The organism is Chryseobacterium sp. Leaf180 (genome assembly GCF_001424585.1).
GTDB lineage: Bacteria > Bacteroidota > Bacteroidia > Flavobacteriales > Weeksellaceae > Chryseobacterium.
In genome coordinates, this window is record NZ_LMPJ01000009.1 from 87,884 (window position 1) to 106,427 (window position 18,544).

The 18,544-nt window shown below is 39.0% G+C and carries 15 protein-coding genes; 4 read left to right on the forward strand and 11 right to left on the reverse strand.

Features of this window, described 5'->3' with window-relative positions; genetic code table 11:
- Positions 1-9: 9 nt before the first annotated feature.
- Complete coding sequence (locus tag ASG01_RS09525; RefSeq protein ID WP_055863107.1) at positions 10-1,263, reverse strand: CinA family nicotinamide mononucleotide deamidase-related protein; 1,254 nt, start codon at positions 1,261-1,263, stop codon at positions 10-12.
- Between the two features lie 70 nt (positions 1,264-1,333).
- Positions 1,334-1,876, reverse strand: coding sequence for a lipocalin family protein (locus ASG01_RS09530; protein WP_055863108.1), 543 nt, complete (start codon positions 1,874-1,876; stop codon positions 1,334-1,336).
- Positions 1,877-2,018: 142 nt separating this feature from the next.
- Here ASG01_RS09530 and ASG01_RS09535 point away from each other — a divergent pair, with 142 nt between their 5' ends.
- On the forward strand, positions 2,019-2,402 hold the full coding sequence (locus ASG01_RS09535; RefSeq protein WP_055863585.1) for an STAS/SEC14 domain-containing protein: 384 nt from the start codon (positions 2,019-2,021) through the stop codon (positions 2,400-2,402).
- A gap of 30 nt (positions 2,403-2,432) precedes the next feature.
- Here ASG01_RS09535 and lipA read toward each other — a convergent pair whose 3' ends face one another.
- Both lipA and ASG01_RS09545 read right to left on the reverse strand, forming a co-directional pair.
- Entirely contained in the window at positions 2,433-3,299 is an 867-nt protein-coding gene (gene lipA, locus ASG01_RS09540) for a lipoyl synthase (protein ID WP_055863110.1), read from the reverse strand.
- 72 nt (positions 3,300-3,371) lie between these two features.
- Positions 3,372-3,932, reverse strand: a complete 561-nt coding sequence (locus tag ASG01_RS09545; RefSeq protein ID WP_055863112.1) for an RNA polymerase sigma factor — start codon at positions 3,930-3,932, stop codon at positions 3,372-3,374.
- Between the two features lie 125 nt (positions 3,933-4,057).
- Here ASG01_RS09545 and tyrS point away from each other — a divergent pair, with 125 nt between their 5' ends.
- Positions 4,058-5,350 carry a tyrosine--tRNA ligase gene (gene tyrS, locus ASG01_RS09550; RefSeq protein ID WP_055863114.1) on the forward strand — a complete coding sequence of 431 codons (1,293 nt, stop codon included), beginning with the start codon at positions 4,058-4,060 and terminating at the stop codon, positions 5,348-5,350.
- 68 nt (positions 5,351-5,418) lie between these two features.
- Here the strand turns inward: tyrS and ASG01_RS09555 are convergent, their stop codons facing one another.
- On the reverse strand, positions 5,419-5,856 hold the full coding sequence (locus ASG01_RS09555; RefSeq protein WP_055863117.1) for a hypothetical protein: 438 nt from the start codon (positions 5,854-5,856) through the stop codon (positions 5,419-5,421).
- A 160-nt stretch (positions 5,857-6,016) separates the two neighbouring features.
- Here ASG01_RS09555 and ASG01_RS09560 point away from each other — a divergent pair, with 160 nt between their 5' ends.
- Positions 6,017-6,655 (forward strand): alpha/beta hydrolase, encoded by a 639-nt coding sequence (locus ASG01_RS09560; RefSeq protein ID WP_055863119.1) that lies wholly within the window; start codon positions 6,017-6,019, stop codon positions 6,653-6,655.
- Positions 6,656-6,917: 262 nt separating this feature from the next.
- Positions 6,918-7,208: an NIL domain-containing protein gene (locus tag ASG01_RS09565; protein ID WP_157844193.1), complete on the forward strand. Its 291-nt coding sequence runs from the start codon at positions 6,918-6,920 to the stop codon at positions 7,206-7,208.
- Positions 7,209-7,288: 80 nt separating this feature from the next.
- On the opposite strand, the gene ASG01_RS09570 is transcribed toward ASG01_RS09565, so the two are convergent.
- From ASG01_RS09570 to ASG01_RS09595, 6 genes are all read right to left on the reverse strand, one after another.
- Positions 7,289-9,631, reverse strand: a complete 2,343-nt coding sequence (locus ASG01_RS09570) for a choice-of-anchor L domain-containing protein (RefSeq protein ID WP_055863122.1) — start codon at positions 9,629-9,631, stop codon at positions 7,289-7,291.
- A 110-nt stretch (positions 9,632-9,741) separates the two neighbouring features.
- Positions 9,742-13,338 carry a choice-of-anchor L domain-containing protein gene (locus ASG01_RS09575; RefSeq protein ID WP_055863124.1) on the reverse strand — a complete coding sequence of 1,199 codons (3,597 nt, stop codon included), beginning with the start codon at positions 13,336-13,338 and terminating at the stop codon, positions 9,742-9,744.
- Positions 13,339-13,557: 219 nt separating this feature from the next.
- Positions 13,558-16,104, reverse strand: coding sequence for a choice-of-anchor L domain-containing protein (locus ASG01_RS09580; RefSeq protein ID WP_238584536.1), 2,547 nt, complete (start codon positions 16,102-16,104; stop codon positions 13,558-13,560).
- A 205-nt stretch (positions 16,105-16,309) separates the two neighbouring features.
- Positions 16,310-16,852, reverse strand: coding sequence for a DUF1003 domain-containing protein (locus tag ASG01_RS09585; protein WP_238584537.1), 543 nt, complete (start codon positions 16,850-16,852; stop codon positions 16,310-16,312).
- Entirely contained in the window at positions 16,849-17,625 is a 777-nt protein-coding gene (locus tag ASG01_RS09590) for a TIGR02757 family protein (RefSeq protein WP_238584538.1), read from the reverse strand. The genes ASG01_RS09585 and ASG01_RS09590 overlap by 4 nt, the downstream gene beginning before the upstream one ends.
- Complete coding sequence (locus ASG01_RS09595) at positions 17,622-18,539, reverse strand: ribonuclease Z (protein ID WP_055863128.1); 918 nt, start codon at positions 18,537-18,539, stop codon at positions 17,622-17,624. The genes ASG01_RS09590 and ASG01_RS09595 overlap by 4 nt, the downstream gene beginning before the upstream one ends.
- Positions 18,540-18,544: the final 5 nt, after the last annotated feature.

Sequence of the window (18,544 nt, forward strand, 5' to 3'; positions counted from 1 at the left end):
TATTAAAATTTAAAATTGTTCAATTAATACCGTCACCAGATCCTGAATTACCTTCTGTGAAACAAAATACTGGAAATCATTCCGCTCCAGATGTGGAAGATGAAGACTGTATGTTTTTTCAAAATCTTTTACTTTTATCGTATAAAAAACGGTTCCTACATCATTGCCATCTTCGCCTTTTCCCGGGCCTGCGACGCCGGTCGTGGAAAGCGAAATATCGCTTCCAAACAATTCTTTACAGCCAATTGCCATTTCCGAAGCCACCTGCTCACTGACAACAGAAAACTGCTGTACAGTTTCTTCTTTTACCTTTAAAATTTTTATTTTCTGCTCCGTTTCATACGGAATTATTCCTCCCAAGAAATAGGCAGAACTTCCCGCATTCGAAACAATCATTTTCGCCAACTCACCACCAGTACAGCTTTCGGCCGTGCTTAGCGTGAGTTTTTTCTCCGTTAAAATCTCACCTAAAATCTTCTCAATTTTATCAGCATGCGTAGCAATTACATGACCATCAAGAATCGGCAGCAGATTTCGAATCGCATTTTCGAGTTCCGCAGACTGTTCATTTTCATTTTCTCCGGTCGCTGTTAATTTCAATTTCACGCGGGTTCCCACAGGAAGATAAGACAGCGAAATATTCTCAGGAAGCGCCAATTCCCAGCTTTCAATTCGGTCTGCAAGAATACTTTCCGGAATTCCCACGACCGAAACCACGCGTGAGCAGATAAAAAACAGACTGAATCGCTCCTTTAAAAACGGTACAATCTGATTTTTAATCAAAGGTTTTACTTCGTAAGGCACGCCGGGAAGACTGAAAACAATTTTCCCGTTTTCTTCCATCATCATACACGGCGCCGTTCCGTTAAAATTTTGGAAAACCACCGATTTAGTCGGCACAAATGCCTGTTCGCGGTTTCTTTCTAAAATCGTGGTTCGCCCACGCTTTTCGAGATAATTTTTCAGATGTTCAAAAGTCGGTTCATCGATTTCCAAAGTATCGTTAAAATATTCTGCTAGCGCTTTTTTCGTTTTGTCATCACGGGTGGGGCCAAGTCCGCCTGTTGTAATCACAATGTTTCCAAGCGAAAATGCAATTTTTAAATTTTTTTTAATGATCTCAATATCATCAGAAATCGTCAGAATCTGCACGACCTGTATTCCAATATTTTTAAGTTCATTGGCGATGAAATTTGAGTTGGTATCAATCGTATTTCCCGAAAGAATTTCGTCACCAATCGTTACAAGCACAGCTGTTTGCATAGTGTTAAATCTAATTTTTACAAAGAAAAACCTCAGCGGTATTTCACTGAGATTTATTATTTAAATGTATTTACTTATTGTGTTTTACCCAAATAAGATTTTCTGTTTTAAAGCCAAGGCTTTTGGCTTTATTCAAAAAACGCGTTTTTATCTCTTCCGGGATCTCCGTTTTTCTTGATAAAATCCACATATATTTTGTACTGTTCCCTACAACGAGCGCATTTTGGTAATCTTCATCAATGTCAATCACATTATAACCAGACCAAATCGGTTTAAAAAAGGACACTTTCAAACGGGCTTCATTTTCGCCGTTTACAAATCTCGCCTCACCAATCGATTCTTTTTGCTTTTTCTTCACATAATTGTATCCGCGGTTTCGCACGCGAATCGTTCGGTCTTCATTCCTCGAATATTCAGCCGTCGTGTTATCAAGGTTTTTTTCAAAACGGAAATCAAATCTGGCGATTTCGTACCATTTTCCTAAATATTTATCCGCTTTAAAATCCTGAACCGCCGTTGCATCTTTCGGAATTCCAACAGCGCAGGAAGACAACGCCAGAATTCCAACAATTCCCAGAGATACGGGCAATGCTGTTTTTAAGAACTTATTCATAACCAAATTTTTGAGATTACACTTTCAAAAACAGTGCCTTTCGTTTTGGCTTGATTTAGCTTAATTTATCTTCTGGAATTTTAAGATTAGTTGGTGTAATAATTGTTTGAAAGACAACATCAAAAACCATAAAAATACTGATATGATTACCATTATTGAAGATGCTCCGGAAAATGTAGCTGCGTTCAGAGCAGACGGAGAAATCACAAAAGAAGATTTTGACCAAACCGTTTTTCCGCATGTTGAAAAAAAGATAGAAACGTATAACGAACTGAATTATCTGCTTTATTTAAACACGGATCTCGACAATTTTACGGCTTCAGCCTGGTTTCAGGATGTACTTTTAGGAATTAAAAACCTCGCAAAATGGAACCGCGCAGCGATTGTCACAGATAAAAAAGGCGTTCAGAATTTCACTGATATTTTCAGCGTACTGATGCCGGGAGAGTTTAAATCTTTTCCGAGAGAAGATCTTGCCAACGCGCTTTTCTGGTGTGAACACGGGAACGAAGTCGGCGATTCATAAAAGATGCTCCTAAAAAGGAGCATTTTTATTTTAATGTATATGTTTTTCTGCGTGATATGAACTCCTCACAAGCGGCGAGCTTTCTACATGTCTGAAACCAAGATTTCTGGCAAATGCACCAAACTCATCAAACTCTTCCGGCGTAATGAATTTTTTCACAGGCAAATGTTTTTTGGTCGGCTGAAGATACTGTCCAAGCGTGATAATATCCACATTTGCATTTCTGATATCTTCAATCGTCTGAAAAACTTCATCTCTATTTTCACCCAAACCAAGCATCACACCGGTTTTAGTTCTTCTCTGTCCCGCCTCTTTTAAATATCGCAAAACGTCTAGACTGCGCTCATATTTTGCCTGAATACGCACTTCACGCGTTAATCTTTTTACCGTTTCCATGTTGTGAGAAATCACTTCCGGCGCGACACTCACTAATCTGTCAATATGTTTTGTCAAACCCTGAAAATCCGGAATCAAAGTTTCCATCGTCGTTCCGGGAGAAATTCTTCTTACAGCATTTACAGTTTCAGCCCACAAAATAGAACCCATATCTTTCAAATCATCGCGGTCAACAGAAGTCAAAACAGCATGCTTGATCTTCATTAATTTGATTGATCTCGCTACTTTTTCAGGTTCGTCCCAGTTTACATCAAGCGGTTTACCGGTTTTCACGCCGCAAAATCCACAACTTCTTGTGCAGATATTTCCCAATATCATGAAAGTAGCCGTGCCTTCGCCCCAGCATTCGCCCATATTTGGACAACTTCCGCTCTGGCAAATGGTATTGAGTTTATATTTATCAACCAAAGATCGAAGTTCGCGGTAATTTTTCCCGGTAGGAAGTTTTACGCGAATCCATTTTGGTTTTTGTACAGTATTTTCTACGGTAAGATTGTCCATTTTAAAAATTGAAAGACAAAGTTACAGAATTTTTTATCGACGGCGTCAACTGTTATTATTGATGAAATGGTATCATTCAATGTCGAACTGATCGTTTTTAAGAAGTTCAGCCAAAACTTTTTTCGCTCTCATAACGCGCACTTTTGCGTTGGCAACAGAAATATTAAGTTCTTCTGCAATTTCTTTAATGCTTTTTTCCTCAAAAAATCTCAGCTGAATAATATCCTGGTAATTGCTGTCGAGCGACTCGATCGTTTTTGTAATTTTCTTCTGTTCTTCCGCAGAAATCATCAGCTCTTCCGGCGATTTTGCGTACTGATTTTTTATTTCATCTAAATTTTCGGTAGGATCCTGAGTTTCCCGTGCTTTTTTTCGCCAGAAATCGATGATTGTATTCTGTGCAATCGTCAAAACCCAGGTTTTAAACTGAAAATGCGGATCATAAAGATCAAGCTTGTTAAGAACTTTAGAAAAAACATTTACTGTAATCTCATCAGCATCATTTTCATCCTGAACCTTTTTCAGGATAAAAGAAAAGACATCCACCCAGAAAACATTAATGAGTTTGGTCTGCGCCTTCTGATTTTTCGCTTTTGCCTCGCGAATGAGAGTAAACAACTGCTCGTCTTTCATGATACACAAATATAAAATTAATTTATCTGAATTTCTCTTATTTAAGTCTGAGCGCTGGCGGTAACGTCAAATTTTTTACAATTTAACTTAGTATCTTTGCAGCTAAATTTTAAGATACAGCAACCATGAATTCCTTTATAGAAGAACTAAAATGGCGCGGACTTTTTGCCGACATGATGCCCGGAACTGATGCACAACTCGATAAAGAGATGACGACTGCTTATATCGGCTTCGATCCTACCGCAGATTCTCTTCACATCGGAAGTCTTATTCAGATCAAAATTCTTGCGCATTTTCAGCTTCACGGCCACAAGCCTATCGCGCTTGTCGGTGGCGCTACAGGAATGATTGGTGATCCTTCAGGGAAATCTTCCGAGAGAAATCTTCTGGATGAGCAGACGCTGAATCATTATGTGGACTGTCTTCAAAACCAGCTTTCAAGATTTTTAAATTTTGAAGGAAACGGAGAGAATAAAGCAGAACTTGTCAACAATTATGACTGGATGAAGAAAATTTCTTTCCTAGATTTTGCTAAAAATGTCGGAAAAAATATCACCGTCAATTATATGATGGCCAAAGATTCTGTGAAAAAACGTCTTACCGGAGATTCTGGTTTTGACGGAATGAGTTTTACGGAATTTACATATCAGCTGATTCAGGGTTACGATTTTCTTCATCTGTATCAAAACAATGGCGTGAAACTTCAGATGGGCGGCTCAGACCAATGGGGAAATATCACGACGGGTACTGAACTGATTCGCAGAAAAGCACAAGGCGAAGCTTTTGCACTTACCGTTCCTTTGATTACAAAAGCAGACGGCTCTAAGTTTGGCAAATCGGAAAGCGGAGAAAATTACTGGCTTGATAAGAAGAAAACTTCTCCCTATAAATTCTATCAATTCTGGTTAAATGCTACCGACGCCGACGCAGAGCGCTTTATTAAATTTTATACATTTTTATCTAAAGAAGACATCGATTCTCTTATCGCCGAGCACAAAACTGCCGAGCACGAACGAAAACTTCAGAAAAAATTAGCTGAGGAAGTGACGGTTTGGGTTCACGGCCGTGAAGAATATGAAAAAGCGGTAAAAGCCTCTGAAATTCTTTTCGGAAAATCAACGGCTGAAGATCTTGTAGGCATCGATGAGGATATTTTCCTGGAAATTTTTGACGGCGTCCCGCAAAAGGAAATGCCTAAAGAAGAGATTTTAGGTAAAAATATTTCAGACCTATTGGCAGAAACCGGGTTTTTAAAATCTAAAAGCGAAGCAGCGCGCGAACTTAAAGGCAACGCAATATCTGTTAACAAAGAGAAAATAAATGACACTTTTTCTCCGGAAGAAAATCATTTCATCAACGGGAAATATCTGCTTCTTCAAAAAGGAAAAAAGAACTATTTTATTTTGAAAGCTATTTAAAATAAATTTCAGCACATAAAAAAAACCGCTCTTAGAAGCGGTTTTTTTTTATTTATAATGTTTAAGATTTACAAATCTAAAAAGCTGAAATCCAATGAAATACTTTTCACTCCGGCACCTTTTACAGTTTCTGTACGTGCAGCCTCTCCGTCTACATAGATTGTAGCTGTAAGTTCAGAATTAGCATTTAAAAGCATTGCGTTCACATCAAGATTAAGCTGAGACTGGCTTTCATTTACGAAAAATTCAGCACTTGACCATGTAGAACCTGTTGGATCAAAGATCGTATTCTGTACCGTTCCTACCTGTGTAACCACAGTTTTGAAGACACTTATATTCGTTGCAGGTGTTCCCTGCGTGATTTTAGCTTCAAACCTTACCAGTCGGTCTTTAAACTCATCTTCTCTCTCTTCTTTACATGATGTAACCACGGCCAAAACCGAGAAAAACAATACCAATACTAACGAAAGTCTGCGTAGATTGTTTGATTTGTAAAATTTCTTCATTTTTCCAAATAGATTTTTAATGATCCAAATATAAGTTTTTTATCAATATAAAAACAGCTTTTATAAAAATAATCGAACGAAGATTTGGTTCTTCTGTCAAATTGTCAATAATCTGAAAACGGCAAAACTTTAGTAGGAACTTCAGTCAATTAGTTATCATATGAATTTAGATTACATCGTACGCGAACCCGAACATATCACACCTCAGACGAATATTTTATTTATGCTTCACGGCTATGGCAGCAATGAGCAGGATCTTTTTGCATTTCGCGAAGATTTGCCAAAAGACTGGATTCTCGTGAGCTTTCGAGCACCGTACAAAACCCAGTTTGAAGGATTTTCCTGGTATGATATTGATTTCACTGATGCTGAGAAATTTGTAAATGTTGATCAGGCCAAAGAATCGCTGAAAGATTTAATGGAAAACATCATGGCAATCATCAACCGTTATGGGATTACTGACGGCAAAACGCATCTCGCCGGTTTCAGCCAAGGCGGAATATTGTGCTACAGCCTTGCTTTACAGTATCCTGAACTTTTCAATAAGGTTGCGTGTTTAAGCTCTTATCCGGAAGAAAAACTTCTGACAAATATTGTTAAAGAGAAAAAGAAACTGGAGAATCTGCGCTTTTTTGTTTCTCACGGTTCTGATGATGCAGTTATTCCTATCGACTGGGGGAAAAAAGCCGCTGAACTTTTATATGATTTAAGCTGCTATTTTACTTTTAGAGAATACATGAGCGGCCACGGCGTCAATCAAAAAAACTACAAAGATCTGATGGAGTTTTTCAATAAATAGACCTCCTATAAATTAAAATAAATTTTTAGTCTACTAAAATTATAGACTTAACGAAAAATTAATCTATATTTGCAGCGTAATAAGTTTTGGAAATGAAGACAGTACAATCAGTATACAACAAATGTAATAGACACATCACGAATATGATGCGATGCGGCGTGCCTTTGTATACAGATTTTTGAGGATGAACCCAATTTTTAATACTCTAAAGGCTTTACGTTTCGTAAGGCCTTTTTTAATTTTAATCTTAAATGAAAAGGTAATGAAAACAACCACAGATTTTTCTGCAGAAGCGGAAACTGAAAAGCAGATGCTTTTCCCGATGTATGAGGTAGAACTAAATGAAGATTTTGCCCTTGAACAGATTTTGAATAAGATTCAAAATGTTTTTGGTGTCAATTATCTTTTGGTGAAGGCAGACATTTCGTACAGGGAAAATCAGAATTTCGGTTCGTTTCTGATTCATTTAAAAGGCGAAAAGGCTGATAATCTTGAGGTAATTTATTATTTAAACCAAAACAGAATTACCAATACCTTCCGAGGTTTTGCATGATATTTAATCTTAAAAACAGTATAAGCAAAAAGCACCGGAGAAATTCTCCGGTGCTTTTTTTATCAGAAATAATGTGATAATTATTCTCTGTTTTTCAACATAATCCAACCCGAATAATTCATCTGGGTTTTCGATCTGTCATATTCAAAATTGAATTTGTACCAATACGTTGCGGTAGAAAGTTTTTTACCACCAATGGTTCCATTCCAGATCGGTTTTTCTTTGCTGAATCTAAATAATTCTACACCGTAACGGTCGTAGATAGAACCTGTAAAGTTTTTGAATTTAACCAAACCTGTAAGATCAAGGACATCATTCACACCATCTTGGTTTGGCGTAATAATATTATTAATCTGGAAGGTAAACACTTCTAAACTCCCAGCACAGCTTGTTCCTACAACACGTACATTTACTTTATATGTTGTGTTGTCATTAAGGTTTGTGAAAATATTCGAAGTTTGCCATGCGCCACCTTCCAAAGAATATTCTAATGTTCCCAGAACATTATTTTTCGGTGGATTGTAAGCAGTTACGGTTAAAGTTTTATTGGCGTAATTGGTTGCTGTAATAAATGGTGATGCAGCAGCGACAACTTTTGCTGAAAACGTTTTAGAACAGATTCCGTTGTTGATTGTCACTGAATAAGTTCCCAATTCGTTTACAGTAATCGTTCTGGTTGTTGCGCCTGTGCTCCAAAGATACGTGTAACCGCTTCCTGCACCGGCATCCAAAGTTACATTATCACCGATACAAACTTCTACATCAGCTAACGTTGTTACAGGCTGAGGAACCACTTCTACGGTCACGCTTGCAGGAATTAAAGATTTACATCCCAGCGCTCCAATCGCATATACAGTAAAAGTCGTGGTCTGAAATAAAGTTACGGTTTGCGTATTTCCCGTTCCTGAAAAATTACTCCATTCGTAAGTTACACCATTCGCAGCAGTCAATGTAACCGATTCGCCCTGACATATTCTCACTTTATTTACAGTTAATCCTGCAACCGGAGCCGCTTCTCTTTTTAAAGTAAGTTTTACAAGTTTACTACAGAATCCACCGTTTGATACTACGACGTGCAAAATCTGATTATTGGTTCCGTTGTAGTTTGCCGGATTTGTAATAAAATTATTATTCTGAGCAACAGCATCTGCCTGATTTACATAAAATTTGAAAACTGCAGTTGGCGTAAAACTTAAAAGGGGTTGAGCCGCAACAAGATCAAAAGTGGTAATATCCGGTGTCGAACAAAGCAAAAGTGTATTGTCATGTGCCTCTGGCGTTGTTCCTCCGTTAATTTCTATAGAAGCAGAACCTGGACAAGGATTCCCCGGAACACTTACTTCAATTTTATAAATACCCGGCTGAGTTGCTGTAATTGAATTTGTGATAGCACCAGGAACTACAACTCCATCTTTATACCATTTGTATATGAGGTTTGGCCCACTTGTAGATGCTGTGATTACTTGTGGTACATTGTCGCACACATTAATCTCTGCCGGCAACTCTGCACCAGAAGGATCTAAAAGTTTTACACCAATGTCAAACGAACCTGCTTCCAAAAACACAGCAGAATCATAACTGTTGTCACGAGCATCTGCGATCACCATTTTTATATGGTAAGACTGGCCGGGAATAACGGTTGCTTCGGCAGTTAATGGAATTGTTCTTCCGTAATAATTAATCTGATTTGGCGGCAAAGAACCAAAAAATGCAGCATTGATCGGTCCGCAGGAAAAAAGAGGATCGGCTGGAACGATATTAGTCGCAGAAACCGGACCTGCTCCACCTGGAAGAACCGCTAAATTTGTATACGTTGAACCTGCGATGTTTGGTTTCAAAAGTAAAGCAAACGCATCATCATAATTTGAGCAGGGAAATCCTCCGGTATATTCTTCTGAAGCAAAAATATATCTAAATTTCATCTGAGAACTTGTCGGTACGAAATCAAATTCCAATACAGCAGCATCATTCAGCGTTTGCGTAGTTCCAATAGCAGCAACCAAATCAGGGTCACTTCCACCTCCATTTATATTACCTAGAACATCTGTTTCTGCAAAATTACCTGCTCTTCTTGCAAAGCCTGTTGTTAATACGATACCTTCAGCAAAAGGAAAAGTGGATGTCGATTTATTAAAATAACCCCAAAAACGGTCAGCATTCGTAACAGGTTGATTAGGACTTACCGTAACATTTGAGATGTTCGGTGTGCCGCATGATCCGGATGTTCCCACTAAAACATCGGTCACAAGCTGTGCCATTGTATAATTGCTCGCGGGATATGGTGGAACGTTAACATCAATAAAATCTCCCGCTTTAGCTGAAAGGGACAGATTCTTTTTTGCAGGCGGCCTGTATGGCGAAGTCTGCGACAAAAATGTACCAAAAGATCCTAAAAACAGAAACAAAAGTATACTTCTCCTCATAATATTTCAATTTCAACAAATTTATAAGTTTTTTAAATATTTTGCATGTATAAATGCATTTTTTATGAAAAAAAATAAAGCCTACCGATCTGGCAGACTTTATTTATAATCTAATTTCTATTTTTTAATAAGATCCATCCGGAGCGGATTTCCATTTTTTTACTTGCCGGATTTTCCCACTGAATGCGGTACCAGTAAGTAGCAGTAGGAAGATTGATTCCTTTTAAAGATCCGTTCCAGGAGGTGTTATTTTTATCAGCTTTAAAGACTTCGGCGCCATACCTGTCAAATATTGATGCTGCAAAACCTTTATACTTGGTGATACCCAAAAAGTCGATCGATTCGTTGATTCCGTCACCATTTGGCGTGATGGCATTGCTTACAACAAAAGTAAAAAACTCTACAGTGTTGCTGCACTTCGCATCTTTAACTCTGATAGAGACAGTATAATTGAAATTATTTTGGGTATTATTAAAAATATTTGATGTCTGCCAGGTTTGTCCGTTATCTATTGAATACTCTATCACACCGCCGGAAATATTTGTTGCCAAAACCGTCAATACATTATTCGCATACGTGATATTGGTAAACTGCGGTACACTCGGATTAATAAGTTGTGCAGTAAAAACTTTCGAACACGTTCCGTTGCTGATCGTTACAGAATATGATCCCGGAAGATTTGTTGTAATCGTTTGAGTGGTCGCACCGTTACTCCACAAATAAGTATAGTTTGGTCCCGCTCCAGCATCTAATGTTCCGTTATCACCAGCGCAAACAAACACATCTGTGAGTGTCGAAACAATAGCTGGTACCACCTCAATCGTAATTGTTGCCGGTGTATTTGATACGCAACCGTTTCCGCCTAATGCGAAAACTGAATACGTCGTCGTAACAGTTGGCGAGACAACCTGCGTATTTCCAGTTCCGGGAAGACCAACCCAGTTATACGTAAATCCGCCACTTGCCGTTAAAGTAATTGACTCTCCGGCGCATATTTTTGTTTTCGTTGCTGAAACTGATGCAGTTGGAGGTCCAACGATAATTGTAATATTTGCTGATGATGTCGATGCACAACCATTGGCTCCAATCGCTGAAACGGTGTACGTTGTCGTTTGCGTCGGTGATACTGTTTGCGTATTTCCATTTCCCGGAAGATTGCTCCAGTTGTAAGAAACACCGCCGGAAGCAGTTAAAGTAACCGATTCTCCCGGACAAATCTGATTTACTGTTGATGTTAAATTTACAACAGGCGGCACTTTATCCTGAATTACTGTAACGCTTGCTGTGAAAGTACATGTTAAATTTCCGGGCTGAGTAGCGTTAGTTACCGTTAAAGTATAATTTCCACCCGCATTGATGATCGGTGTAAGCGTATTTGCTCCTGAAACAATATTTCCTCCAGTCGTCGTCCATGCAATTGTAGAACCTGCAGGAATTGTAGACGCTGAAGCATTCAGTGTAATCTGCGGTGTTGTACAGGTAACAGTTTGCGGGGCTGCTATGCTTAAGTTAGTTGCTGCTGTCGTGTTCAACTGCAAAGTCACCACATTTCTACAGCCGCCATTAGTTACCAGAACATAAATGGTTTGATTTCCTGTGCTGCCAAATGCGGTCGGCGCTGCAATTACGTTTCCGTTTCCGAGATTTGCATCCTGCTGATTTACATAATAAGCAAACGTCGCGGGTGAAGAAGTAATCTGCGGCTGAGCGGAAGTAAGATTATAAACGATATTTCCTGGCTGATAACACTGCAGTAAAGTTGCGTTTTGCGTAACAATCGGCTGTGAAACCGCAATATTAATCGTCGCCGGACTTGAAGATACACAACCGTTTGCACCAACTGCGGTTACAGAATACGTCGTGTTTGCGGTCGGGCTTACTGTCTGCGTATTTCCGTTACCCGGAAGTCCGACCCAGTTATATGTCGTTCCTCCGGTCGCTGTAAGTGTAATGGTTTCGCCGGCACAGATCAAAACTTTGGTTGCGGTAAGACCTGTGGTCGGCGGAGCGCTGTCACCCACAACTGTAATACTTGCAGTGGAAGAACAAACTGTATTTCCTGGTTGAATGGTATTTGAAATTGTTAAAGTATAAGTTCCTGCTGCGTTTACTACCGGATTTAATGTTGTCCCTCCAGAAACAATATTCCCTCCGGTTGTCGTCCAGTTAAATGTCGAACCTGCAGGATAAACGGATGCTGATGCATTTAAAGTAATCTGACTGTTTGTACATGTCAAAGCTACCGGGGTAGCAATTGCCGCTGTGATTTCCGAAGCTTTTAATAACTGAAGTTCTGCAACTCTTGAGCAGAAACCGTTTTTTACCAAAACATAAACAGTCTGATTTCCCGGACTTGAAAAAGCAGTTGGTGTAGCAATTGTGGAAGCATTTCCTGCATTAGCATCAGCCTGATTTACATAATACGAAAAAGTTACGCCAGGCGTTGTACTTATATTTGTCTGAGCATTTGTTAAGTTAAAAACTGCATTTCCGGGCACGTAGCAAGCTGTAAGACTCGAATTCTGCACTGTCGGAGAAGTTCCTCCTACAATGGTAATGCTCGCCGTTCCCGGACAGGAATTTCCTTGAATTAAAACCTGTACACTGTAAACGCCGGGCTGTGTTGCCGTGTAGCTCGCCTGGGTAGCACCAGGGATTGGACCGTTATTAAAAAACCATTGGTAAGTTGCATTAGGAATTTGAGTTGAAGCGGTAAAAGTTTGCGGCGCATTATCACAGACATTGATGGAAGAAGGCAGCGCAACACCTGCAGGACTTAACAACTGAACTCCGATATCGAAAGAGCCGGCTTCAAGAAAAACCCCGGAATCATAAGCAGAATCGGTGTAATCCGCCAAAACCATTTTAAAATGATAGGTCTGGCCAGGAACGACCGTTGCTGTTGCCGTAAGCGGAACTGTTCTTCCCGCAAAGTTTGTCTGAATCTGAGCGGTATTATATCCGCCAAAAAATGTTGCGTTCGCAGGACCGCAAGCGAGTGGCTGACCGTTTGACTCAGTTGCAGGGTGAATGTTAGTCACACTTACCGGACTTCCGTTTGGTAAAACTGCCAGATTTGTATATGTTGGATCAGTAACCTTTTTTAATAATAAAGCGAAACCATCTCCTATCGTACAAGGAAAAGTTCCGTCGTATTCTTCGGAAGCAAATAAATAGCGAAAAGTAACCTGTGTAGAACTTGGCACAAAATCAAATTCAATAAAAGTAGCATCTTTTAAGTTAGAATTGGCAATTCCCAGTGCTGCAGCCAAATCTGCATCGCCTTGGATAGGAAGCGGATCACTTAGCTGTCCACCTTGGAAAACATTTCCGGCTTTCCTAGCGTTTCCGGTAGTTAAAATAATTCCTTTCTCAAATGGAAATGCCGTGGTTCCTCTATTAAAAAAACCCCAGCTTCGGTCCTGATTGCTTGGTGGCAATGCCGGTGAAACAACCACATTTGTAACGTTGGCAGTAGAACAGGTCGATCCTCCAGCAATCAAAACATCTTTCACCAGCTGTGTGATGGTAAATGCAGATTCAGGATAATTATTTGTATTCACATCAATAAAAGCTCCGGCTTTCATCGATGCTGCAGAAGGTTTAGCAAAGGTTTTATTGCCCTCTCTATTTTGGGAATATGCAAAATTGCAGACCAAAAAGAAAAACAGCGATAAAAATGTACTTCTAATAGTAATATTTAACATTTAAACTATTTTTAACAAAAATACTATTTTTTTTAATTGATTTTGATGGAATGATCTTTATTAAAAAGCATAACTATACAATCTTTCAATAAATACCAATATAAAAATTATATACGAATAAAAAGCTACATAAGATGACTTCAAATCAATTAATACCAACATGACATAAAAAAAGGATCTACTTTTCAGTAAATCCTCATATTAATTATTTAAAAAAAATTATTCAAAGTTTTTCAGCAAGATCCAGCCTGTTTTTACCTGAGGCTGTTTGCTGGCAGGATCTTCAAAAGTCACCTGATACCAATACGATGAAGTCGGCAATTTTTTACCCTGGAAATAGCCATCCCAATACGGCGTCAGCTTAGATGCCTCATAGACTTTTTTACCGTAACGGTCTGCAATTGTCGCTTTGAAATCTTTATAATTAACGATTCCACGGAAATCGATCATATCATTCACATTGTCGCCGTTTGGCGTGATCACGTTGGTCATGGTGAAGGTAAAATATTCTAAATAACCTACACAGCTTGTATTTTTAACACGAACTCTAAGTTTTACAATGATGTTTCTTGCCACATTATTGAAAACGTTTGAGTTCTGCCAAGTTACACCGTTATCTGCAGAATATTCTAAAACTCCGTTACTCGGGTTATTTACAGAAACAGTTAACGTCCCAAAGCTGTAATCAACCTTATTAATCTGAGGAATTACCGCCAGAGAAACTACTGCTGTAAATTCTTTAGTACAAACTCCGTTACTGATCTTCACCGTGTAGGTTCCCGGTGCAGCCACAGAAATCGTTCTGCTTGTAGCGCCAGTATTCCAGAGATAAGTATAATTCGGACCTGCGCCAGCATCTAAAGTTAGCTGATCACCGATACAGATAAACCCACCCTGTAATGTCGAAGTTATTGCAGGAACAACTGTGATTGCGAGTGCCGCAGGGTTTGAAGCTGCACATCCGTTTAATGTTGTTCCGTTAATCACATACGTTGTACTTGCCGTTGGCGTTACGATCTGTGTCGGTCCTGTTCCGCTTAAATTATTATTCCAAACGTAACTGTTTGCTCCGGTTGCAGTAAGTGTAATACTTTCTCCCTGGCAGATCGTTGTTTTATTTGCTGTTAAGGTTAAAACAGGTGGTGTTTTATCTTCCAAAACAATGATTGAAGCCGTTCCTGTACAAGTTGCACCCGGACTCCAGACTTTCGTAATGGTTAAAGTATAAGTTCCTCCGCTGCTGACAACAGGAGTTAAAGTAGTTCCACCTGATACAATGGTACCACCATTCGTGGCAGTCCATTTGAAGGTAGCGTCTGTCGGATAGACTGATGATGAACCGTTAAGCGTAGTATTACCTGTCAAACAAGTAATCGGAACCGGTGTAGCAATATTTACTGTGATAGGATCTGCTTTTACCAATTGAAGTTCTGCGACTTTTGAACAGAAACCAGTAGCAACATTCACATAAATTGTTTGCGCACCAAGACTTTGAAAGGCAGTCGGAGTAGGAATAAAGTTTCCGTTTCCTGCTGTAGCATCAGCTGGTAGAAGATAATATTTAAAAGTAGCTCCTGCAGCACTTGTGATAAACGGCTGCGCCTGTGTTAAATTAAAGGTTGCATTGCCGGTAATATTACAGGCTGTAAGTGTAGCGTTTGTCACTGTAGGACTCGTGCCGCCAACGATTGTTACGCTTGCAGATGCAGGACAGTTATTTCCCGGTACCGCAATCTGAACAGTATAAACTCCCGGCTGAGTTGCAGTATAGGTAATTCCGGTCGCACCAGGAATAGCCACACCATTTAAATACCACTGGTAAGTAGAACCAGGAATAGAATTCGCCTGCGCCGTAAGTAAAGTTGGCGTATTATCACAAACATTAATACTTGCCGGAATAGGAACGCCATTAGCATCTACGATTTTTATACCAAGATCAAAAGAACCCCCTTCCAGAAATACCGCAGAGTCAAAACCTGTATCTCTGTAATCTGAAAGCACCATTTTAAAATGATACGCCACACCCGGTGTAACTGCTCCAATAGCTGTTAAAGGAACTGTTCTACCATCAAAATTTGTTACCGTATTCACAGCAGTATTATATCCGCCAAAATACATTTCGTTCACTGCTACACATCCACCTGAGCCCGGTGTCGGAATCAAAGGATGTATATTTGTCATGGCAACTGGTCCTGCTCCATTCGGCAATACTGCCAGATTTACATATGGCCCGCCAGAAACAGGTCTGATGAGTAAAGCAAATGCATCAGAATATTGACATGGGTAGGTGCCGGAATATTCTTCAGAAGCAAATATGTAATTAAATTTAACCTGATTGGAATTTGGTACAAAGTCGAATTCCAAAATAACATTATCATTATATGGATAAACTGGTGGTGTTGGAGGAACAGCGGCAACCAAATCAGGATCATTTACAGTAGAGCCTGTTACAATATCACTTACAGATGAAGCACTGTTTCCTGCTTTTCTAGCCATACCAGTCACCAACACAATGCCGTCTGTAAAAGGAAAATTTGTCGTCCCTTTATGAAAATAACCCCAAAAACGATCCGCATTGGTAGCTGCCTGATTGGTTGTTGGAGAAATCGTAACATTACTTACATTTGGTATCGAACAAGTTGATCCTCCATTGATAAGAATATTTTTAACCAGTTGCTCTGGTGTATATGCAGATGGTGGATAGGAAGCAACATTTACGTCAATAAATGCGCCAGCCTTATTATTAGTACTGTTAACAGCATTCATAGGTTTACCCCGTTGAGCCAGAGAAAAATTGGATAACAATAATAAAACCGCACTCAGAAAAAAGTAATTTTTTAATCTATATTTAAACATTTTTGAATCGTTTGTCCAAAAATAAAAAAAATATTCTGATTGTCACATAATTTTGAGAAAGTAATTGTTTATAAATAAATAACTTGCAGAAAAATGAACTGATTTAGCTAAAATATTAGAACTTATTCATTTCATCAATTTTGCTCTGAAGAAGCTTTATTTGATCCTTCAATGTTTTTATTTCATTTTTGTTGTTGATCACATTGCTTTTAAGAATCACATTTTTTGCGCGTTCGCTGTGCGCTTCGTCATCTTCATCCTCATTAATCTCTTCAATATCTTCCTGAATGTCTTCGATATCTTCATTAATCTCTTCAATATCTTCACTGATTTCCTCAATGTCTTCGCTGATTTCTTCAATATCTTCCTGGATATCTTCGATATCTTCCTGAATATCTTCAATCTTTTCATGACTTTTATTCACCGACATCTGGATAAAAATTGCGAGATAAATTGCTTCCAGAGAAACCACTGTAGTCAGAATCAGAAGCATTTTATCAAACTCTACAATTCCCAGCGCGGGAAGCAGAAATGAGACGATAAAAAACAGGGAATGTACGATAAGTGAAGGTATCGAGCCAATCCACCAGGTTATGCCGTCGGCAATTTTCTCGAGAAATTCTAATTTGTCCTTTTGTGTTTCTACATTATTCATCATAAAATATCTTTGGTAACGCCGATTCCAAATAAAGCAAAATCATATTTTGCGGGATCTTGCGCATCAAATTTACGAATTGCCAGATCGAGTTCGGCAACACTTTTCCAGTCATTTTGCGATCGTGTCAGCAAACCGAGTTTTCTGGAAATATTTCCTGTATGTACATCCAGCGGAATCGATAAAAATTTTGCCTCTGTATTTTTCCAAATTCCCAGATCTACGCCGCGGTTGTCTTTTCGCACCATCCAACGAAGAAACATCATGATTCTTTTAGACGAAGAATTTTTATAAGGCGAACTTATATGCTTATGACTTCTGTGTTTCTCCGGCAACAAAAATTGTATTCGGAAACGTTCAATCGCGTGATAAAAATCGGTTTCGTTTTCTTCTGTTTTAAATAACATTTCCAAGCTCCCGTATTTCTCAAAAACATCACGAAATCTTCTGATAAAGTAAATAAAATCTTCTCCGCTGAAAGTTCGGTGAATGGCTTTATTTTCAATTTGTGAAAGATCTTTTTCGGTAAAATTCATAACGAAATCAAAAGGAGAATTTCCCATGAAATCAAGCATTTTATCGGCAGATTTTAAGATCGCTTTGCGGTTTCCCCACGAAATAGTCGCTACCAGAAAACCTGCAATTTCCACGTCTTGCTGAAGCGAAAAACGGTGCGGAATCTGCACCGGATCGTCATTTATAAATTCCGGATTGTTGTAAAAATCTGCCTTCTCATTCAGAAAACCGCGCAGCTCTTCAAAACTTAAGCTCATCATAAGATTTTTACCACTTCAAGTGCTTTCGGCAAATAGGTATTCGGGAAAATCTCACGTGCCTCATCTGTAAAAACCGTCAGATCGTTATACCGGTTCGAAAAATGACCCAAAATAAGTTTTCCAACTTCCGCTTTTTTAGCAATAATTGCCGCTTCACGCGCGGTGGCGTGACCTGTATAATCTGCCATTTCCTTTAAATCATGCAGAAAAGTGGATTCGTGATACAAAACCGTCACATTTTTTATAATAGGAATTACAGATTCCAAATATTTGGTGTCGCTGCAAAACGCATAAGAAACTTGGGGAGCAGGATCGAGCGTGAGTTTTTCATTTTTCAAAACAAATCCATCACTCAGTACAAAATCTTTTCCGGCTTTAATGTTGTGATAATCGCAGGTTTCAATCTCGCTGTATTTTGCGATTTCAGCCATATTAAGATGACGGTCTTTTGGTTTTTCTTTAAACAAATATCCGTTACAGTAAATCCTGTGGTTCAGTGGAATCGTGTATACTTCTACTCTACTGTCTTCATAAATTTTCTCTGAATTGCTTCCGCTTAATTCATGATAAACCACCTCAAAACCACGGTGTGTTTCGGTAATCGTAAAAATAGTTTCCAGCATTTTTTTAATGCCTTTCGGACCATACACATGAAGCGGCATTTCGCGTCCCAGAAGTCTGAAAGACGCAATCAAACCTGGCAAACCAAAACAATGGTCGCCATGAAGATGTGAAATAAAAATATGGTTAATCTTTGAAAATCTCGCTTTTGCCTTGCGCAACTGCACCTGCGTTCCTTCGCCACAATCGATGAGAAAATGACGTTCTTCCATCTCCAGAAGCTGCGATGTCGGTGATGTATTGACAGTCGGAATAGCCGAGTTGAAACCTAAAATCGTTAAATACGTGCTCAAAATAA